The organism is Kitasatospora sp. NPDC001119 (assembly GCF_053598475.1).
In genome coordinates this window covers 51,192-68,233 of the sequence record NZ_JBSFKI010000041.1, presented here as the reverse complement: position 1 = coordinate 68,233, position 17,042 = coordinate 51,192, and the positions used below count along the sequence as shown (strand labels likewise).

Annotated in this window: 15 protein-coding genes and 2 tRNA genes; 4 read left to right on the top strand and 13 right to left on the bottom strand. The window is 72.3% G+C overall.

Features of this window, described 5'->3' with window-relative positions; genetic code table 11:
* Positions 1 to 77 precede the first annotated feature (77 nt).
* From clpX to ACWDD9_RS35840, 5 genes are all read right to left on the bottom strand, one after another.
* Positions 78 to 1,367, bottom strand: a complete 1,290-nt coding sequence (gene clpX, locus ACWDD9_RS35860; RefSeq protein ID WP_045696864.1) for an ATP-dependent Clp protease ATP-binding subunit ClpX — start codon at positions 1,365 to 1,367, stop codon at positions 78 to 80.
* A gap of 278 nt (positions 1,368 to 1,645) precedes the next feature.
* On the bottom strand, positions 1,646 to 2,308 hold the full coding sequence (locus ACWDD9_RS35855) for an ATP-dependent Clp protease proteolytic subunit (RefSeq protein ID WP_049648953.1): 663 nt from the start codon (positions 2,306 to 2,308) through the stop codon (positions 1,646 to 1,648).
* 56 nt (positions 2,309 to 2,364) lie between these two features.
* Complete coding sequence (locus tag ACWDD9_RS35850) at positions 2,365 to 2,985, bottom strand: ATP-dependent Clp protease proteolytic subunit (protein ID WP_049648988.1); 621 nt, start codon at positions 2,983 to 2,985, stop codon at positions 2,365 to 2,367.
* A 268-nt stretch (positions 2,986 to 3,253) separates the two neighbouring features.
* Complete coding sequence (gene tig / locus ACWDD9_RS35845; RefSeq protein ID WP_049648954.1) at positions 3,254 to 4,645, bottom strand: trigger factor; 1,392 nt, start codon at positions 4,643 to 4,645, stop codon at positions 3,254 to 3,256.
* A gap of 305 nt (positions 4,646 to 4,950) precedes the next feature.
* Positions 4,951 to 5,024: transfer RNA gene (locus ACWDD9_RS35840), tRNA-Pro, on the bottom strand.
* A gap of 182 nt (positions 5,025 to 5,206) precedes the next feature.
* Between ACWDD9_RS35840 and ACWDD9_RS35835 the strand changes: the two genes are divergently transcribed.
* A tRNA-Gly gene (locus tag ACWDD9_RS35835) sits at positions 5,207 to 5,277 on the top strand.
* 106 nt (positions 5,278 to 5,383) lie between these two features.
* Here the strand turns inward: ACWDD9_RS35835 and ACWDD9_RS35830 are convergent.
* A complete protein-coding gene (locus tag ACWDD9_RS35830; protein WP_449813923.1) occupies positions 5,384 to 5,941 on the bottom strand; it encodes a DUF6197 family protein in 558 nt (185 codons plus the stop codon).
* A gap of 189 nt (positions 5,942 to 6,130) precedes the next feature.
* Between ACWDD9_RS35830 and ACWDD9_RS35825 the strand changes: the two genes are divergently transcribed.
* Complete coding sequence (locus ACWDD9_RS35825; RefSeq protein ID WP_143204453.1) at positions 6,131 to 6,922, top strand: DUF6348 family protein; 792 nt, start codon at positions 6,131 to 6,133, stop codon at positions 6,920 to 6,922.
* A 33-nt stretch (positions 6,923 to 6,955) separates the two neighbouring features.
* Here the strand turns inward: ACWDD9_RS35825 and ACWDD9_RS35820 are convergent, their stop codons facing one another.
* From ACWDD9_RS35820 to ACWDD9_RS35805, 4 genes are all read right to left on the bottom strand, one after another.
* Positions 6,956 to 7,153: a hypothetical protein gene (locus ACWDD9_RS35820; protein ID WP_049648957.1), complete on the bottom strand. Its 198-nt coding sequence runs from the start codon at positions 7,151 to 7,153 to the stop codon at positions 6,956 to 6,958.
* A 500-nt stretch (positions 7,154 to 7,653) separates the two neighbouring features.
* Entirely contained in the window at positions 7,654 to 8,880 is a 1,227-nt protein-coding gene (locus tag ACWDD9_RS35815) for a SpoIIE family protein phosphatase (RefSeq protein ID WP_079271718.1), read from the bottom strand.
* 329 nt (positions 8,881 to 9,209) lie between these two features.
* On the bottom strand, positions 9,210 to 9,695 hold the full coding sequence (locus ACWDD9_RS35810; RefSeq protein ID WP_049648958.1) for a ribose-5-phosphate isomerase: 486 nt from the start codon (positions 9,693 to 9,695) through the stop codon (positions 9,210 to 9,212).
* Positions 9,696 to 9,774: 79 nt separating this feature from the next.
* Entirely contained in the window at positions 9,775 to 10,374 is a 600-nt protein-coding gene (locus ACWDD9_RS35805) for a biotin transporter BioY (protein ID WP_049648959.1), read from the bottom strand.
* 266 nt (positions 10,375 to 10,640) lie between these two features.
* On the opposite strand from ACWDD9_RS35805, the gene ACWDD9_RS35800 reads away from it, so the two are divergent.
* Positions 10,641 to 12,068, top strand: coding sequence for an amino acid permease (locus tag ACWDD9_RS35800; protein WP_117487765.1), 1,428 nt, complete (start codon positions 10,641 to 10,643; stop codon positions 12,066 to 12,068).
* Between the two features lie 66 nt (positions 12,069 to 12,134).
* Here the strand turns inward: ACWDD9_RS35800 and ACWDD9_RS35795 are convergent, their stop codons facing one another.
* A complete protein-coding gene (locus ACWDD9_RS35795) occupies positions 12,135 to 12,767 on the bottom strand; it encodes a mycothiol-dependent nitroreductase Rv2466c family protein (RefSeq protein WP_449813922.1) in 633 nt (210 codons plus the stop codon).
* 226 nt (positions 12,768 to 12,993) lie between these two features.
* Between ACWDD9_RS35795 and pepN the strand changes: the two genes are divergently transcribed.
* The gene (pepN, locus tag ACWDD9_RS35790) at positions 12,994 to 15,558 is read left to right on the top strand and encodes an aminopeptidase N (protein ID WP_049648962.1); all 2,565 of its coding nucleotides are present in this window, start codon (positions 12,994 to 12,996) and stop codon (positions 15,556 to 15,558) included.
* A gap of 150 nt (positions 15,559 to 15,708) precedes the next feature.
* Here pepN and ACWDD9_RS35785 read toward each other — a convergent pair whose 3' ends face one another.
* Both ACWDD9_RS35785 and ACWDD9_RS35780 read right to left on the bottom strand, forming a co-directional pair.
* Positions 15,709 to 16,008: a putative quinol monooxygenase gene (locus tag ACWDD9_RS35785; protein ID WP_049648963.1), complete on the bottom strand. Its 300-nt coding sequence runs from the start codon at positions 16,006 to 16,008 to the stop codon at positions 15,709 to 15,711.
* Positions 16,008 to 16,973, bottom strand: coding sequence for an NAD-dependent epimerase/dehydratase family protein (locus tag ACWDD9_RS35780; RefSeq protein WP_049648964.1), 966 nt, complete (start codon positions 16,971 to 16,973; stop codon positions 16,008 to 16,010). Before ACWDD9_RS35780 ends, ACWDD9_RS35785 begins: the two co-directional genes overlap by 1 nt.
* Between the last annotated feature and the right edge of the window lie 69 nt (positions 16,974 to 17,042).

Sequence of the window (17,042 nt, the reverse complement as noted above, 5' to 3'; positions counted from 1 at the left end):
CCACTTCGCGAACCCCCGGTGGTGGGGCCCGCCACCGTTTCCGTTGGGGGGCCCCTCCTCGTGGTGTCGGCCTCGGGTCAGGCGCTCTTCTCCCGGCGCTCGCGCTTGATCATGTCGCGCGGCACCAGGGTGGGGATGGCGTGCTTGGAGACGACGTCCCCGGTGACCACCACGCGGGCGACGTCCTGGCGCGAGGGGACCTCGTACATCACGGACATCAGCACCTCCTCCATGATGGCCCGCAGCCCGCGCGCGCCGGTGCCGCGCAGGATCGCCTGGTCGGCGATCGCCTCCAGCGCGTCCCGGGAGAACTCCAGCTCCACGCCGTCCAGTTCGAACAGCTTGCGGTACTGCTTGACCAGCGCGTTGCGCGGCTCGGTGAGGATCTGGAGCAGCGCCTCGCGGTCCAGGTTGTGCACGCTGGTGATCACCGGCAGACGGCCGATGAACTCGGGGATCATGCCGAACTTCACCAGGTCCTCGGGCATCACCTGGCGGAAGTGGTCGCTGGCGTCCGACTCCCGCTTGGAGCGGATGTTGGCGCCGAAGCCGATGCCCTTGGCACCCGCGCGGCCCTCGATGATCCGCTCCAGGCCGGCGAACGCGCCGCCGACGATGAACAGCACGTTCGTGGTGTCGATCTGGATGAACTCCTGGTGGGGGTGCTTGCGGCCCCCCTGCGGCGGCACCGACGCGGTGGTGCCCTCCAGGATCTTCAGCAGGGCCTGCTGCACGCCCTCGCCGGAGACGTCCCGGGTGATCGACGGGTTCTCGCTCTTGCGCGCGACCTTGTCGATCTCGTCGATGTAGATGATCCCGGTCTCGGCCTTCTTGACGTCGTAGTCGGCCGCCTGGATCAGCTTGAGCAGGATGTTCTCGACGTCCTCGCCGACGTAGCCGGCCTCGGTCAGCGCGGTGGCGTCCGCGATCGCGAACGGCACGTTCAGCATCCGGGCCAGGGTCTGCGCCAGCAGCGTCTTGCCGGAGCCGGTGGGGCCCAGCAGCAGGATGTTGGACTTGGCCAGCTCGATGGCGTCCTCGCGGCCGTTGCCCCCGCTGCGGCCCGCCTCACCCGCCTGGACCCGCTTGTAGTGGTTGTAGACAGCGACCGACAGCGCCTTCTTGGCGAGGTCCTGGCCGACCACGTACTGGTCCAGGAACTCGTAGATCTCGCGCGGCTTCGGGAGCTCCTCGAAGCGCACCTCGGAGGTCTCGGCGAGTTCCTCCTCGATGATCTCGTTGCACAGGTCGATGCACTCGTCGCAGATGTACACGCCTGGGCCGGCGATCAGCTTCTTCACCTGCTTCTGCGACTTGCCGCAGAACGAGCACTTGAGCAGGTCGCCACCGTCTCCGATGCGTGCCACGAGGTGCTTCCCCTTCGCCAGGGGCCCCGCAGGGGTTCCGGGGCCTGGTGCTGTGGACCGTCAACGCCGACGGCGCTCGGTCTCGCTATCCGACGGTACTCTGCCGGGCCCGTGATTCCGTCCTCTTCGCCAGGTCTGCCCTACGCCCTGGGCGAATTGATACCGAACAGATGCCGTCGCACGGGCCCGCCGATGGGCCGGGGCGGGGTGCGCACCCGTGTGCGCACCCCGCCCCGACGGGCCCCTCCGACCCGCTCGCGGGCCGGAGGGAGCCGACCTCAGGAGGTCAGCGAGGTCTTGCGGGTGGAGATGATCTGGTCGATCAGACCGTACTCGGCGGCCTCCTCGGCGGTCAGGATCTTGTCGCGCTCGATGTCCTCGCGCACCTGCTCCGCCGTCCGGTTGGAGTGCTTGGACAGCATCTCCTCCAGCTGCTCGCGCATCCGGAAGATCTCCTTGGCCTGGATCTCCAGGTCGGACACCTGGCCGCGGCCGGTCTCGGTGTACGGCTGGTGGATGAGGATCCGGGCGTTCGGCAGCGCCATCCGCTTGCCGGGGGTGCCGGCCGCGAGCAGCACGGCCGCGGCGGAGGCCGCCTGGCCCATGCAGACCGTGGTGATGTCCGGCTTCACGTACTGCATGGTGTCGTAGATGGCCGTCAGGGCCGTGAACGAGCCGCCGGGCGAGTTGATGTACATCTGGATCTCGCGGTCCGGGTCCATCGACTCCAGGCACAGCAGCTGCGCCATGATGTCGTTCGCCGAGACGTCGTCGACCTGCGAGCCGAGGAAGATGATGCGCTCCTCGAACAGCTTGGCGTACGGGTCGTACTCGCGGATGCCCTGCGTGGTGCGCTCGACGAAGCGCGGGACGATGTAGCGGCCCTCGGCGCGCATGTCCTCGACGCGGGCCTGGGCGGCCGACAGGCTGGGGATGTTCATGGGGGTCCTTGTCCTCCGAGGCGTTGGGGCTGTGGTGTCGCGGGCCGGGCCGAGGCTCAGGCAGCGCCCGTGCCGCCGCCGCCGGGGACGTCCGCGGCGCTGTGCATGATCGCGTCGATGAGGCCGTACTCCAGGGCCTCCTCCGGGGTGAACCAGCGGTCGCGGTCGGAGTCGGCGGTGATCTGCTCGAAGGACTGGCCGCTGTGGTGCGCGATCAGCTCGGACATCCGCTTCTTGGTGCGGAGCAGCTGCTCGGCCTGGATCCGGATGTCGGTGGCGGAACCGCCGAGGCCCGCGGAGGGCTGGTGCATCAGGATCGTGGAGTTCGGCAGCGAGAAGCGCTTGCCCGGGGCGCCCGCGGTGAGCAGGAACTGGCCCATCGAGGCCGCCATGCCCATCGCGATGGTGACGACGTCGTTCTTGATGTACTGCATGGTGTCGTAGATCGCCATGCCGGCCGAGATCGAGCCGCCCGGGGAGTTGATGTAGAGGAAGATGTCCTTCTCCGGGTCCGCGGCCAGCAGCAGCAGCTGCGCGGTGATCTTGTTGGCGATGTCGTCGTCCACCGCCTGGCCGAGGAAGATGATCCGCTCGTTGAGCAACCGGTTGTAGACCTGGTCGCCAAGGCCGCCGAGCACGTCACCAGCGGCGGCGTGCGGTGCCATCGGGCCAGGCATCTGCATCTGCGGGAACGTCACTTAGCCACCTGCTCAGTCGATTTGGACGGTCGCTCCACGGCCGTCGCGGTGTCGCACAGCTTCCGGGTATCACGTCGTGATTGTTGCTGTCCAAGGACCCTAACGCGCAGGCCCGGCCGCAGAATCCCTCACGCAGAACTGTTCGCTGTGAGCGCAGGGTCGCGGCGGCCGCCGGGCCGGACGACAGCGGGCCCGGACACCGTACGGCGTCCGGGCCCGCTGCGGCCGGAAGGGGCTACCGGGGCGCTCAGGCCTCGGTCTTCTCCTCGGCGGCGGTCTCCTCGGCGGCGGCCTCGACGGTCTCGGCCGTCTCGTCCTCGTCGTCGAAGTTGACCTCGTTGCCCTCGGTGTCGACGACCTTGGCGGCCTCGACCACGGTGGCCAGCGCCTTGCCGCGGGCGACCTCGCCGACCAGCAGCGGAACCTGGCCGCCCTGGACGACCTGCTGCGCGAACTGGTCCGGGGTCAGGCCCGAGCCGGCGGCGCGGCGGATGAGGTGCTCGGTGAGCTCCTCCTGGTTAACACCCAGCTCCTCGTTGGCGACGATCTGGTCCAGGACGAACTGGGTCTTGATGCCCTTCTTCGCCTGCTCCTCGATCTCCGCGTCCCACTCCTCGCGGGTCTTGCCCTGGGTCTCCAGGTACGCGTCGATGGTGAGGCCCATCGGCTGGAGCTGGTGGTGCTCCACGTTGTGCTTGCGGGTCTCGACCTCGTCCTTGAGAAGCTTCTCGGGGTACTCGATCTCAACCAGCGCGAGCAGCGCGTCCAGGACCTTCTCCTGGGCCTGGGTGGCCTGGTCGTACTCCTTCATGCGCTCCAGGCGCTTGCGGGAGTCGGCGCGCAGGTCCTCCAGGGTGTCGAACTCGCTGGCCAGCTGGGCGAACTCGTCGTCCAGCTCGGGCAGCTCCTTCTCCTGGACGGCGGTGACGGTGACGGAGACCTCGGAGGTCTTGCCCGCCTGGGTGCCACCCTTGAGCTCGGTCTCGAAGGTCTTCTCCTCGCCGGCCGACAGGCCGATGACGGCCTCGTCGATGCCGTCGATCAGACGGCCCGAGCCGATCTCGTAGCTGACGCCGTTGGCGGTGCCGTCCTCCGGCACCTCGCCGTCGACCTTGGCCACCAGGTCAACGACCACGATGTCACCGGCGGCGGCGGCGCGCTCGACGTCCTTGACCGAGGAGAAGCGCTCGCGCAGCTGCTCCAGCGACTTCTCGATGTCCTCGTCGGAGACGGCGATCGGGTCGACGGTCACCTCGATGGAGGAGAACTCCGGCAGGGTGACCTCGGGACGAACGTCCACCTCGGCGGTGAACTTCAGGTCGCCGCCATCGGCGATCTTCTCGACACCCTCGATGTTGGTGATGTCGGGCTGTCCGAGGACCTCGATCTTGCCCTCGTCGACGGCCTGCGTGTAGAAGCGCGGCAGGGCGTCGTTGACGGCCTCCTCCAGCACGGCGCCACGGCCGAAGCGCTGGTCGATGACCCGGTTCGGGATCTTGCCCTTGCGGAAGCCCGGGACCGAGACCTGCTGGTTGATCTTCTTGTACGCCGCGTCGAGGCTGGGCTTGAGCTCCTCGAAGGGCACCTCGACGGTGAGTCGAACCCGGGTCGGGTTCAGAGTCTCGACGGCGCTCTTCACGGTTAGGTCTCCTAGGGGCTTGCGGTCAGGTTGTCTCCGCCCGTCCCCGTCGTCCGGACGGAGCCGGAAGGGGGGTCGGACGAGACGGGCGATGGGCGGTTGGAGCTGCATCTCCCGTGGGGTGGACGGTGAGCTTGACTCCTCGCCCTCGTGCGGTTGACCTGGGTTGACGCCACAGGGACTACCGCCAGCGCCCCATCCTACCGGTACCACCAAAGGCGGACGCCAGGCGCCACCGTACCGCCGTCCGGGAGCGCCGAGACAGAACAGGGCCCCGCCCCTACGGACGAGACCCTGCCGCACTGTCGGGGTGACCGGATTCGAACCGACGGCCTTCCGCTCCCAAAGCGGACGCGCTACCAAACTGCGCCACACCCCGTGGTGCCGAGAGGAAGCGTACACGCCGGGCCTGGGCGGCTCGCCGACAAAATCCGCCCGGGCGCGACGCGGGATATACCGCGCGGGCGCGCAGGGGGTGTGCGCGATCCGGTGTGCACGCGGGCGGCCGGACCAGGTAGGCTGTCCCCCGAACTTCCGGCCGGTGACGGCTGGGAAGGTCGTGCGGGCGTAGCTCAATGGTAGAGCCCTAGTCTTCCAAACTAGTCACGCGAGTTCGATTCTCGTCGCCCGCTCTCCGGTCCGGCCCCGGTGTGCCCAGCACACCGGGGCCGTCGACGTTTTCCCGCCCGGAAGCCCCCGGAGGCGTCGCGGGGGCCACCCGGAGGCATCGCGGGGGCCTCAGAGCCCGAGCCGGGCGGCCCGGGCGGCGGCCCGGTCCAGCAGCTGGTGGACGTCGCCCTCCCGGGTGGTCGGGCGGTCGTTGTACTCGTCCGGGGAGCGCGCCGGGCGGCCGGTGGCGTGCAGCACCTCCATCAGCTGGACCCGGGCGGTGCGCACGGTGGCCGGGGTGCCGTAGCCGTGCGCCAGGACGGCGGCCTGCGCGCCGAGCAGGCAGACCCGGCCGGCCTCGTCCCACATCGCGCCCTGGAGCCAGCCGTGCGCCCCGATGTAGCGGGAGGCGAGCCTGAGGTGGTCGGCCGCCGCGACCGGGACGGGCCGGGCGGGCCGGCCCAGCGCCCGGTCGAGCAGGGTGGCCCGGGGCTCGGGGTGGCCGGCCTGCCAGGGCCGCATGGTGCTGCCGTACGGGCAGACGTACGGCACCGGGGTGCGCGCGGGGGCGGGCAGCGAGGCGAGGTAGGCCTCGATCTCGGCGACCAGTCCGGAGTCCGCGGGGCCGAACGGCGGCGGACCGGGGGCGAGGAGGACGAGCGGGGGCGGGGCGGCGCTGCGGGGCATGCGGGTCCTCCGGGCGGACGGCCTTCAGGTTCCGCTGCCCAAAGTGGGGCATGCCGGACATTTCCGCGACCGGAGGGCCGCGGGGTCCGCACGGTTTCCCGGTGGGCTGCCAGGCCGATAGCCTCGGCGGCGTTCGAGCGGAGTTCGAGCGCGACCTCATCCGCGCGCTCCCGAGGTGGAGGAGTCCCGGTGGGTCCTCAGGAGCGGCTGGCCGTCATACAGCGCTGTGTGGTCCGCGAGATGGCGCGGCTGGGCCAGGTGTTCCGCCCGGACGGCGAGGTGGTCCGCGGCCCCGGCACCACGGCGGTGGCGGTCCGCGAGCACCCCGGGGACGACGGCGCCGGGCACGTGGACCTCGGCTTCGTGCTGCACCTGGGCCGGGCGGACGCCCCGGTGGTGTGGGACTGCGCGGCCGGCCTCGGCAAGACCGAGGAGGAGAAGCTCGCCAACGCGGTGAAGATGTGGGCGACCACCACCGCCCCGGTGCTGGTCGAGTTCGCGGAGGGCCGCGGGGTGCACGCCGACCGCCCGGCCCTGCCCGAACTCCCGGGCTGGCGGGCGGTGCAGGGGCCGGCCGCGGTGTTCGGCTTCGGCAACGAGCACCTGGCGGGCTGGCTGGCCGAGCACCGGGTGCTGCCGGCGCTCGCGCCCGCGCTGCGCGCGGAGTTGACCGGGACCGGGCCGGTGGGCGTCAAGCTCTTCCTGGGCGGCAAGGCGGGGGACGACGTCGCCGAGGTCCGGGTGGGCGGCGAGGTGTCGGAGGCGGCCTCGGCGGCGCTGCGCGCGCTGGACTGGCCGCGGGGTGAACGGCTGTGCTGGGCCCGGCTGTTCGTCCTGCTGACGGCCGAGCCGGCGGCGTCGGGGCAGCACACGTCGGCGGGTGCCGTGGCACCCGCACCGATGCGTGTCCCGGCCCCGGCGGCCGCGCGCCCCCGGGGACTGTTCGCTCGCTGGCGGGAAGCCAGACGGGCCGGCCGGTAGCCCCGCGGCGGGGGTGCGGACGGCCCGGCCGGATCAGCCTCCGGTGATGCCGGAGATGCTGTGCGCGAGGTTGGCCAGCAGGGAGTTGATGGAGGTCGCGACCGTGGTCTCGTGCAGCATGAAGCCGAACAGGGCGGCGACGATCGCGTGCGGGATCTTCATCTGCTTGTTGCGGATGAAGATGATGCACAGGATCGCGAACAGGACCAGTGCGGAGACGGAGAGTGCCACCCGGACTCACTTCCTCGTTTTCATAGCGTGGTGCCGCCGCCCGGCGGCACCTGCGAAAGCCGGACCCCGGCCTGTCCGACGGTCCCGAGGCGGAATCGCGGACCGTCCGGCACACCGCCGGTGAGGGAGCCCGCGGTCGACCGCTGTCTGTCGTGCCGCACGTGACGCCCCCTATCCCCCGAATCCTGAACAGTCCCGCCCGGACTCAGTGTGGTCGACCGTGCCGATTGCGTAAAGGTCTGAAAGTCAGCCCAACGCCGATATCCTGCGATGCGAGACGAGTTTCCGCCGACCGGGACGATAGCGGAGCCGTCCTGACGAATCGTCGGCGGGGCCGTGCTGAGCGGCCGGGAAACCGTCGGGGGCGGGTAACGGAAGCCAGTGGTCCGGTCAGTCGACGGGGCGTCCGATTTGGCTGAAGATCAGCTGCCAGGCTTGACAGCCGCGGCTGCCTCCGGCATGTGCCCCGGCGACGGGGGCCGGGCGGGTGCCGGCGGGCGTCAGTCGCGCCAGAGCAGCAGCACGGCGCGGTCGTCGTTGATGTCCCGGGCGACCGTCTCGATCAGCGCGCCCGCGGCGCCCGCGCCCGTGCCGGGTCCGCCGCCGGGCACCAGCCGGTCCGCCTCCCCCATCAGCCGGTCCATGCCCTCCCCGAGGTCCCGGCCCGGCGCCTCGACCATGCCGTCGGTGCACAGCATCAGCACGTCGCCCCGGTTCAGCCGGCCGCGCACGCCCTCGAACTTGGCGCCGTCGTAGATCCCCAGCAGCGGGCCCTCGGCCTGCTTGACCTCCCAGCGCCCCTCCCCCGCCAGCCGCTGCATGCCCGGCAGGTGCCCGGCCGAGAGCAGCTCGTACTCACCGGTGTCCAGGTCCAGCACCAGGTGGACGGCGGTGGCGAAGCCCTCCTCCCAGGACTGGCGCAGCAGGTAGCCGTTGGCGGCGGGCAGGAAGTCGTGCGCGGGCAGCGAGCCGACCAGGCCGCCGAAGGCGCCGGAGAGCAGCAGGGCGCGGGAGCCGGCGTCCATGCCCTTGCCGGAGACGTCCGCGAGGACCACCTCCAGCAGCCGCTGGCCGGGGCCGGTGCGCGCGGCGACCACGAAGTCGCCGGAGAAGGACTGGCCGCCGGCCGGGCGCAGCGCCATGTCCGCGTGCCAGCCGTCCGGCAGCTCGGGCACCCGGCTCTGCACCCGCAGCCGCTCGCGCAAGTCGAACAGCATGGTGGAGCCGCCCCACCAGGGCACGCCGACCCGGGCCCGGAACTGGGCGAGCAGCAGGCCGCCCACGCCGGCGGCGCCGACCACCAGGGCCGCGCCCGGGGTCACCCCGTAGAGGTACGCCTCGGGGTTGTTGCTGGCGACCCGCTGGCCGGTGTGGATCACGGACTCGGAGGAGAGGCCGAGGGCGGCCAGCGCGTAGAGCACCACCAGGCTGCCGGGGCGCAGCAGCAGGGCGCCGGCCAGGATCGGCAGGACCAGGGAGGTGGGCGGGGCCCAGCCGGGGATCCAGATGTTGAGCATGATCAGCAGCGGGACGAGCAGGGCGAGCGCGCAGAGCACCGGCCAGTCGGCGGCGCCGCCGCGGAAGTAGTCCACCCCGGCCGTGCGCAGCCTTCGGCGGACCCGGCGGAGCCTCTTGCGCAACCGGGCCGTCACGGACTCGGACGCCGGGGCGGCGCCGGGCCTCGTCGCAGTCGTCTGGGGCGGTGTGCCCGGCGCTCTGCCAGCCATGGGGTCCGACCCTATCCACGGGCACCGCCCGGCGTCGACGGGACGGGGGCGGGCGGTGGTGCCGGAATGCGGGGCGTCCACCGGGTTTCGGCCGATCGGAACGGTTGCGGGCGTGCCGTCAGGAGGCCTGCGCGGGTTGGGCGTACGAACCGTGCGGGCGGCGCGTACGCCCCGCGCGCGGGGATTCCGGCGCGCGGGGGCCTGTGGCCGATCCCACAGGCGGCGCGGGGCCGTTCCGGGCGCGTCACGCGCTTCCGGGGGCCCGGAGACGGCGGCGGCCGGTCGCACGGGAGCGTGCGGCCGGCCGCCGGAGAGGGTGGGTGGCGGGATCAGCCCTGCGGGTGGTGGGCCGGGATCGGCGGGAGCTCGCCGGTGGTCTCGTACTCGCTCAGCATCTCGATCCGGCGGGTGTGCCGGGCCTCGCCGCTGTAGGGGGTCTTGAGGAAGACCTCGACGAAGCCGGTGGCCTCCTCGACCGTGTGCATGCGGCCGCCGATGGAGATCACGTTGGCGTTGTTGTGCTGACGGCCGAGCTCGGCGGTCTGCGCGCTCCAGGCCAGCGCGGCCCGGACGCCCTTGACCTTGTTGGCGGCGATCGCCTCGCCGTTGCCCGAGCCGCCGATGACGATGCCCAGGGCGTCCTCGTCGGCGGCGGTGCGCTCGGCGGCGCGCAGGCAGAACGGCGGGTAGTCGTCCTCGGCGTCGTAGATGTGCGGCCCGCAGTCGACCGGCTCGTGGCCGGCCCCCTTGAGCCACTCCACGAGGTGGTTCTTCAGTTCGTATCCGGCATGGTCTGAGCCCAGGTACACGCGCATGCCATGAGTGTGGCATGCGCGTGCGCCCGGGCCCGACAACGGGGGCGCCGGCGGGGAGCGGTCGGCGCGGCGGGGGTGGTCAGCGCCGGCCGAGCAGCTTCCAGGCCAGCGGCAGGGCGCCGGCGGCGAGGGCGGCCTTGAGGGCGTCGCCGACCAGGTACGGGTAGAGGCCGAGCTCGGCGGCGCGGGCGAGCGGGACGTGCAGCGACAGGGCGAGGTACGGGACGCCGACCGCGTAGATGGCGAGGCTGCCGAGGACCATGGTGACGGCGGTGTCGACCGGGGTGCGGTCGGCGCCCCGGCGGGCCAGCGCGCCGGTCAGGGCGGCGGCGACGACGAAGCCGAGCACGTAGCCGAAGGTCGGGAACGCCCAGCCGGTGGCGCCGCCGGTGAACCAGGGCAGGCCCGCCATGCCGGCCAGCAGGTACAGCACCAGCGAGGCGGCGCCGCGGCGGGTGCCGAGCGCGGTGCCGACCAGCAGGGCGGCGAAGGTCTGGCCGGTGACCGGGACCGGCGAGCCGGGGACGTTGACCGACAGCTGGGCGGCCACGCCGGTCAGCGCGGCGCCGCCGGCCACCAGGGCCAGGTCGCGGGCCTGGGCGCCGAGGCGGGTGGAGGCGGCGGGCAGCAGGTCGGCGAGGACGGCGCGGCGCGGTATCGGGGTGGTGGCAGTGGCCATCGGGGCTCCTCCGTGAGAGTCCAGGTGAGTGAACACCTGTGAACCTACGCGGTGATCCACTGGGCGAACGGCACGGTTTCGGACAAACCCCCGCCCTCGGGCGTTGTCGGAACCGACTCGGGACAACCCCTGGTCACAACATGATCACTTTGGGTTTCGGCATGGTCCGCATACTGGGCCCGAACCGATCATCTTTGGCATGGACAGCGGCGGCGCCGGATATTGGACAGCTCATGTCGCATACCGCACAGTCTGGAACCACCCCTATGGCCCCCACTTCCGCCCCTCCGGCGCCCGGGACCCCCGACGGCACCCGACCGGCCGCGGCCCCGGCGCCGGGTGGCCAGCAGCTCACCCACGGCCTGAAGCAGCGCCACCTGTCCATGATCGCCCTCGGTGGCGTGATCGGCGCCGGCCTCTTCGTCGGCTCCGGCGCCGGCATCGCGGCCGCCGGCCCGGCGATCATCCTGGCGTTCGTGCTCTCCGGCCTCCTGGTCATGCTGATCATGCGGATGCTCGGTGAGATGTCCGCCGCCCGCCCCGCCTCCGGCTCGTTCTCGGTGCACGCCGAGAAGGAGATCGGCCCCTGGGCCGGGATCACGGCCGGCTGGATGTACTGGGTGATGCTCTGCTGCGGCGTCGCCGCCGAGGCCACCGCCGCCGGGAAGATCGTCAACGGCTGGATACCCGGCGTCTCCGCCTGGGTCTGGGTCGCCCTGTTCATGGCCTTCTTCTGCGCCAGCAACCTCACCGCGGTGAAGAACTTCGGCGAGTTCGAGTTCTGGTTCGCCGCCATCAAGATCACCGCGATCATCGCCTTCCTGGTCCTCGGCGGGCTCGGCATCGCCGGGGTGATCGGCCCCGGCGCCCCCGGCGCGCACAACCTCACCGGCGAGGGCGGCTTCCTGCCCAACGGCGTCAGCGGGCTGATCGTCGGCCTGCTCGCCTCGGTCTTCGCGTACGGCGGTCTGGAGACCGTGACCATCGCCGCCGCCGAGTCCGACGACCCCAAGAAGAACGTCGCCAACGCCGTGCGCACCGCGGTGTGGCGGATCGCGATCTTCTACATCGGCTCGATGGCCCTGGTGGTCACCCTGGTCTCCTGGAAGGACCCGAAGGTCGTCGCGGACGGCCCGTACGTCACCGTGCTGAGCCACCTCGGGGTGCCCGCCGCCGGACTGATCATGCAGGTGGTGGTGCTGGTCGCGCTGCTGTCCGCGATGAACGCCAACATCTACGGCGCCTCCCGGATGGCGTACTCGCTGGTCGGCCGCGGCCAGGGCCCCAAGGCGCTGGCCAAGGTCGGCGGCGGGGTGCCGCGCAGAGCCGTCCTGGCCTCCTGTCTGTTCGGCTTCGGCGCCGTGCTGGCCGCCAAGTTCTGGCCGGACACCGTGTTCACCTGGCTGATGAACACCACCGGCGTGGCGATCCTGGTGGTCTGGCTGTTCATCTGCGTGGTCCAGCTGCGGATGCGCCGCCGACTGGAGCGCGAGGCCCCCGAGCTGCTCACCGTGAAGATGTGGGGCTACCCGTACCTGACCTGGATCGCGATGGCCGCCGTGGCCGGCATCCTCGCCCTGATGACCACCACCGAGGGCAACCGCCAGCAGCTGTACGCGGCCGGCGTGCTGGTCGCGGCGCTCACCGTCGCCGGGCTGCTCAAGCAGCGCCGGGACGCCGCCGCGCTCCGCTGACCTCCCCGCGCACGCGGCAGGGCCCGGTACCGCTCGGTACCGGGCCCTGCCGCGTGTCCGGCGCCGTTACTGGAAGGACGGGCCGGCCGTACGGGTGCGCTTGATCTCGTAGAAGCCCGGGGTGGAGGCCACCAGCAGGGTGCCGTCCCACAGCCGGGCCGCGGCCTCGCCCTTCGGGGCGGGGGTGACCACCGGGCCGAAGAAGGCCACCCGCTCGCCGTCCGCGCCCTCGACCGCGATCACCGGGGTGCCGACGTCCTCGCCGACCAGGGTGATGCCCTCCTGGTGCGAGGCGCGCAGGGCCTCGTCGTACGCGTCCGTGTCGGCCGCGGCGGCCAGCTCGGCGGGCAGGCCCGCGGCCACCAGGGCGGCCTCGACGGTCTCCCGGTTCTGCGGCAGGCCCTGGTTGTGGAAGCGCACGCCCAGCTCGGTGTAGAGCCGGCCGAGCACCTCCGGCCCGTGCTGCTCGGCGGCGGCGACGCAGACCCGCACCGCGCCCCAGGCGTTGTCCAGCAGCTCCCGGTAGTTCTCCGGGAGGTCCCGGTGCTCGTTGAGCACCGACAGGCTCATCACGTGCCAGCGCACGTCGACCGGACGCACCTGCTGGACCTCGATCAGCCAGCGGGAGGTCATCCACGCCCACGGACAGGCCGGGTCGAACCAGAAGTCGGCGGTCTTGCGCTCAGCGGCAGTCGTCACTGCGGGTGCCCTTCGTGAGGTGGTCCGGGACACGGAGGAGTTCCGCCCCGGGAACGCCAACACCCGCCCCGCACCGCTGATTCCGGTGCGAACGCGGCGGCCTGTGCAATGGTACTGACGCCGCGGGGCGTGAAAGGATGACCCCGCGTGCGCGGGGCACACCCCGCGCCGAGACCGCACCACCCACAGGCGCACCACCGTGCGAGCCGGACAAAGGAGTACCGCCGTGCCGGGCAAGAACCTCAGCCGCGACGAGGCGCAGCAGCGGGCCAGCATCCTGGCCGTGGACGGCTACCAGGTCCGGCTGGACGTGACCTCGGCCCCGGACCGGGAGGCCGGCACCTTCCGCTCCACCACCACCGTCACCTTCCGCTGCTCCCAGCCCGGTGCGGACACCTTCCTCGACCTGCTCGCCCCCGCCGTCCGCTCGGTCACCCTCAACGGCCGCGCCCTCGACCCGGCCACCGCCTACGACGGCGCCCGGGTGCACGTCGACGGCCTGGCCGCCGAGAACGTGCTGACCGTCGAGGCGGACTGCGCCTACAGCCGCACCGGCGAGGGCCTGCACCGCTTCGTCGACCCGGTGGACGGCGAGACCTACCTCTACACCCACTACGAGCCGGCCGACGCCCGCCGGGTGTTCGCGAACTTCGAGCAGCCCGACCTGAAGGCCCCGTTCACCTTCACCGTGACCGCCCCGGCCGCCTGGGACGTGCGCTCCAACGCCCCGCACGAGGACGTCACCGAGCAGGACGGCGCCCGCACCTGGGAGTTCGCGCCGACCAGGCCGATCTCCACCTACCTCACCGCCGTCGTCGCCGGCCCGTACCACGTCGCCCGCGACCACTACCGCCGCGAACTGGCCGACGGCACCGCGCTGGAGATCCCGCTCTCCGCGATGTGCCGCAAGTCGCTGGCCCCGTACTTCGACGCGGACGAGATCCTCGGCGTCACCAAGCTCGGACTCGACTTCTTCCACGAGCAGTTCGACTACCCGTACCCCTTCGGCAAGTACGACCAGGCCTTCGTCCCCGAGTACAACATCGGCGCGATGGAGAACCCCGGCTGCGTCACCTTCCGCGAGGAGTACGTCTTCCGCTCGAAGGTCACCGACGCCGCGTACGAGGCCCGGGCCAACGTCATCCTGCACGAGATGGCGCACATGTGGTTCGGCGACCTGGTCACCATGCGCTGGTGGGACGACCTGTGGCTGAAGGAGTCCTTCGCCGACTTCATGGGCTCCTACGGCCTGATCGGCGCCCGCACCCGCTACTCCTCGGCCTGGGTCACCTTCGCCAACCAGCGCAAGGCCTGGGCCTACCGGCAGGACCAGTTCCCCACCACCCACCCGATCACCGCGGACATCCGGGACCTGGAGGACGCCAAGCTCAACTTCGACGGCATCACCTACGCCAAGGGCGCCTCCGTCCTCAAGCAGCTGGTGGCGTACGTCGGTTCGGAGGCGTTCTTCGAGGGCGCCCGCCGCTACTTCAAGCGCCACGCCTTCGGCAACACCGAGCTGGGCGACCTGCTGGAGGTGCTGGAGGAGACCAGCGGCCGCGACCTCAAGGCCTGGGCCGCCGCCTGGCTGCAGACCTCCGGGGTCAACGCGCTCACCCCGCAGGTCACCACCGACGCCGAGGGCCGGATCACCGAGCTGGCCGTGCTCCAGGACGGCGACGTGCTGCGCCCGCACCGGATCGCGGTCGGCCTGTACGACCGGGACGCGGACGGCGCCCTGGTGCGCACCGGGCGGATCGAGCTGGACGTCACCGGCGCCCGGACCGTCGTCACCGAGGCCGCCGGCCTGCCCCGCCCGGCGCTGGTGCTGCTCAACGACGACGACCTGACCTACTGCAAGATCCGCTTCGACGAGGAGTCGCTGGAGAACCTGCGGGCCGGCCTCGGCGAGATCCGCGACGAGCTGGCCCGGGCGCTGACCTGGTCCGCGGTCTGGAACCTCACCCGGGACGGCCTGATGCCGGCCCGCGACTACGTCGCCCTGGTGCTGCGCTTCGCCGGCCAGGAGGGCAACATCGGCGTGCTCCAGTCCCTGCACGCCCAGGCCAAGACCGCCGTCGACCTGTACGCCGACCCGGCCTGGCGCGGCGAGGGCGGCCGGCTGCTCGCCGACGGCGCCCTGCGCGAGCTGCGCGAGGCCGTCCCCGGCAGCGACCACCAGCTGGCCTGGGCCCGCTTCCTCGCCCAGACCGCGGGCGGCGCCGAGCACCTCGGCCTGGTCCGCGGCCTGCTGTCCGGCAGCGCCCGGATCGACGGCCTGGAGGTCGACCAGGACCTGCGCTGGTCGCTGTGGCTGGCGCTGGCCGCGGCCGGCCAGGCCGCCGACGAGGAGCTCGACGCCGAGCTGGCCGCCGACAACACCGCGAGCGGCAAGCGGCACCACACCCAGTGCCTGGCCGCCCGGCCCACCGCGGAGGCCAAGGCCGCCGCCTGGTCGGCCGTCATCGACTCGGACGAGCTGCCGAGCGCCCTGGTCGAGGCCAACACCGGGGGCTTCTCGATCCCCTCCCAGCGCGACCTGACGGCCCTCTACGCGGCGCCGTACTTCAAGCTGCTGGAGCGGGTCTGGGCCGACCGGACCATCGAGATCGCGATCCGGATCGTCGGCGGCTTCTTCCCGCTCGCCCAGGCCTCCGAGCAGACCCTGGCCGAGGCCGACGGCTGGCTGGCCGGGCACCCGCAGGCCGCGCCGGCGCTGCGCCGCCTGGTGCTGGAGCGCCGGGACGACCTGGCCCGCGCGCTGCGGGCGCAGGCCTGCGACCGGATCTGACGGGCCGTACGCCGCACCGACCGCGCCGCGACAGCCGTACGCGGTAACGGCCGTGGGCCCCGGCCCGCTCCTGGAAACCAGGGGCGGGCCGGGGCCCACGACCGTTCTCCGGCGCGGCCGGTGCGCTCAGCCGGCGCGCTCAGCCGGTGCTCAGCCGGCGCTCACGGAGACCGGAACGCTGGGGTGCACCTCGCGCTCGACCCGCGGCAGGATGTCCGGGATGTAGACCTTCTGGATCGCGTCGCCGCCGTCGTGCGCCTCCCAGGCCTCCCGGGTCGCCCAGCGCTCCACCAGGACGAAGCGGCCCGGGTCGTCCTGCGAGTGGTACGCCTCCCAGCTGACGCAGCCGTCCTCGGCGAGGCACAGCGGCCGCATCCGGGCCAGGGCGTCGGCGACCGCCGGGACGCCGTCCGGCTCGGTGACCCTGACGATGACGATGAGGTCGAACATCACTGCTCCTTGGCGGTGGTGGGATCGGTGTCGGCGGCGGCGGCCCGGCCGAGCGCGGGCAGCCACTCGGCGATGGGGGTGAACCGGTAGCCGAGCGAGGCGGCCCGGTCGGCCGACATCGCGAAGTCGGCCGGGCAGGAGAACGGGGACAGGTCGGGGTCGCCCGCCGGGTCCTCCTTCTCGATGACCTGGGCCGTCAGCCCGGTCGCCCCCTCCACCGAGGCAACGACATCGTAGACGTCGGCGGTGTCCGGGGAGGCCACGTTGACCGCGCCGGTCACCTCGTTCACGGCCGCCCAGGCGAGGAAGCCGGCCGCGTCCTCGGCCCGCACCAGCGAGGTCCGGCCCGGCCCGGCGTGGGCCACGATCGGCCGCCCGTCCCGGATCCGGTCGACGTGGAAGCGGTAGCGGCCGGTGAAGTCGCCCTCCTCGGCCAGCACGTGGGCCACCCGGGCCAGCAGCACCGGCACCCGGGCGCGGTCGGTCACCGCGGCCTCGGCCTGGCGCTTGCCCTCGCCGTAGTTGGCCTCCAGGTAGTCGTCGTCCTGCCAGGGCAGGGTGAGGTCGTACGGGTAGCCGGCCGGGTCGAGCTCCTCCTCGCGGGCGAGCGCGCCGAACTCCGGTGCGGCGACCGGCCCGCGGAAGGTGTCCCGGTTGTAGACCTCGATGGTGCTGGTCAGCACCAGCTTCCCGGCCCGGTCCCCGAAGGCCTCGCAGGCCTCCACGGCGGCGTTGGGGGTGTAGCACATCTGGTGCACCACGGCGTCGAACCGCTCCCCGGCGACCGCCTCGGCCAGCTCGCCGGGACGGTTGACGTCCGCGCGCAGCCGTCGGACGGAGTCCCCGAACGGGTCCGGGGTCCGGCCGCGGGTGACGAGGGTGACGCGGTGGCCGGCCGCCAGCAGCCGGCGCACCAGCAGCTTGCCGAAGTAGCGGGTCCCGCCGATGACGCAAATGTCTGCCATCTGCTCTTTCCTGTCTCTTTCTCTCTCGTTCCGTCCGCGGCCCCGCGACGCGCGACCGCTCGGGTTCTG

What these genes read in the sequence shown, in the direction of transcription:
- ACWDD9_RS35855 (WP_049648953.1), bottom strand. Translation starts at nt 2,308, where the DNA reads ATGAACATCCCCAGCCTGTCGGCCGCCCAGGCCCGCGTCGAGGACATG.
- ACWDD9_RS35850 (WP_049648988.1), bottom strand. Translation starts at nt 2,985, where the DNA reads ATGCCTGGCCCGATGGCACCGCACGCCGCCGCTGGTGACGTGCTCGGC.
- ACWDD9_RS35830 (WP_449813923.1), bottom strand. Translation starts at nt 5,941, where the DNA reads ATGCCCCGCAGCGCCGCCCCGCCCCCGCTCGTCCTCCTCGCCCCCGGT.
- ACWDD9_RS35815 (WP_079271718.1), bottom strand. Translation starts at nt 8,880, where the DNA reads ATGGCTGGCAGAGCGCCGGGCACACCGCCCCAGACGACTGCGACGAGG.
- ACWDD9_RS35810 (WP_049648958.1), bottom strand. Translation starts at nt 9,695, where the DNA reads ATGCGCGTGTACCTGGGCTCAGACCATGCCGGATACGAACTGAAGAAC.
- ACWDD9_RS35805 (WP_049648959.1), bottom strand. Translation starts at nt 10,374, where the DNA reads ATGGCCACTGCCACCACCCCGATACCGCGCCGCGCCGTCCTCGCCGAC.
- ACWDD9_RS35800 (WP_117487765.1), top strand. Translation starts at nt 10,641, where the DNA reads ATGGCCCCCACTTCCGCCCCTCCGGCGCCCGGGACCCCCGACGGCACC.
- ACWDD9_RS35785 (WP_049648963.1), bottom strand. Translation starts at nt 16,008, where the DNA reads ATGTTCGACCTCATCGTCATCGTCAGGGTCACCGAGCCGGACGGCGTC.
- ACWDD9_RS35780 (WP_049648964.1), bottom strand. Translation starts at nt 16,973, where the DNA reads ATGGCAGACATTTGCGTCATCGGCGGGACCCGCTACTTCGGCAAGCTG.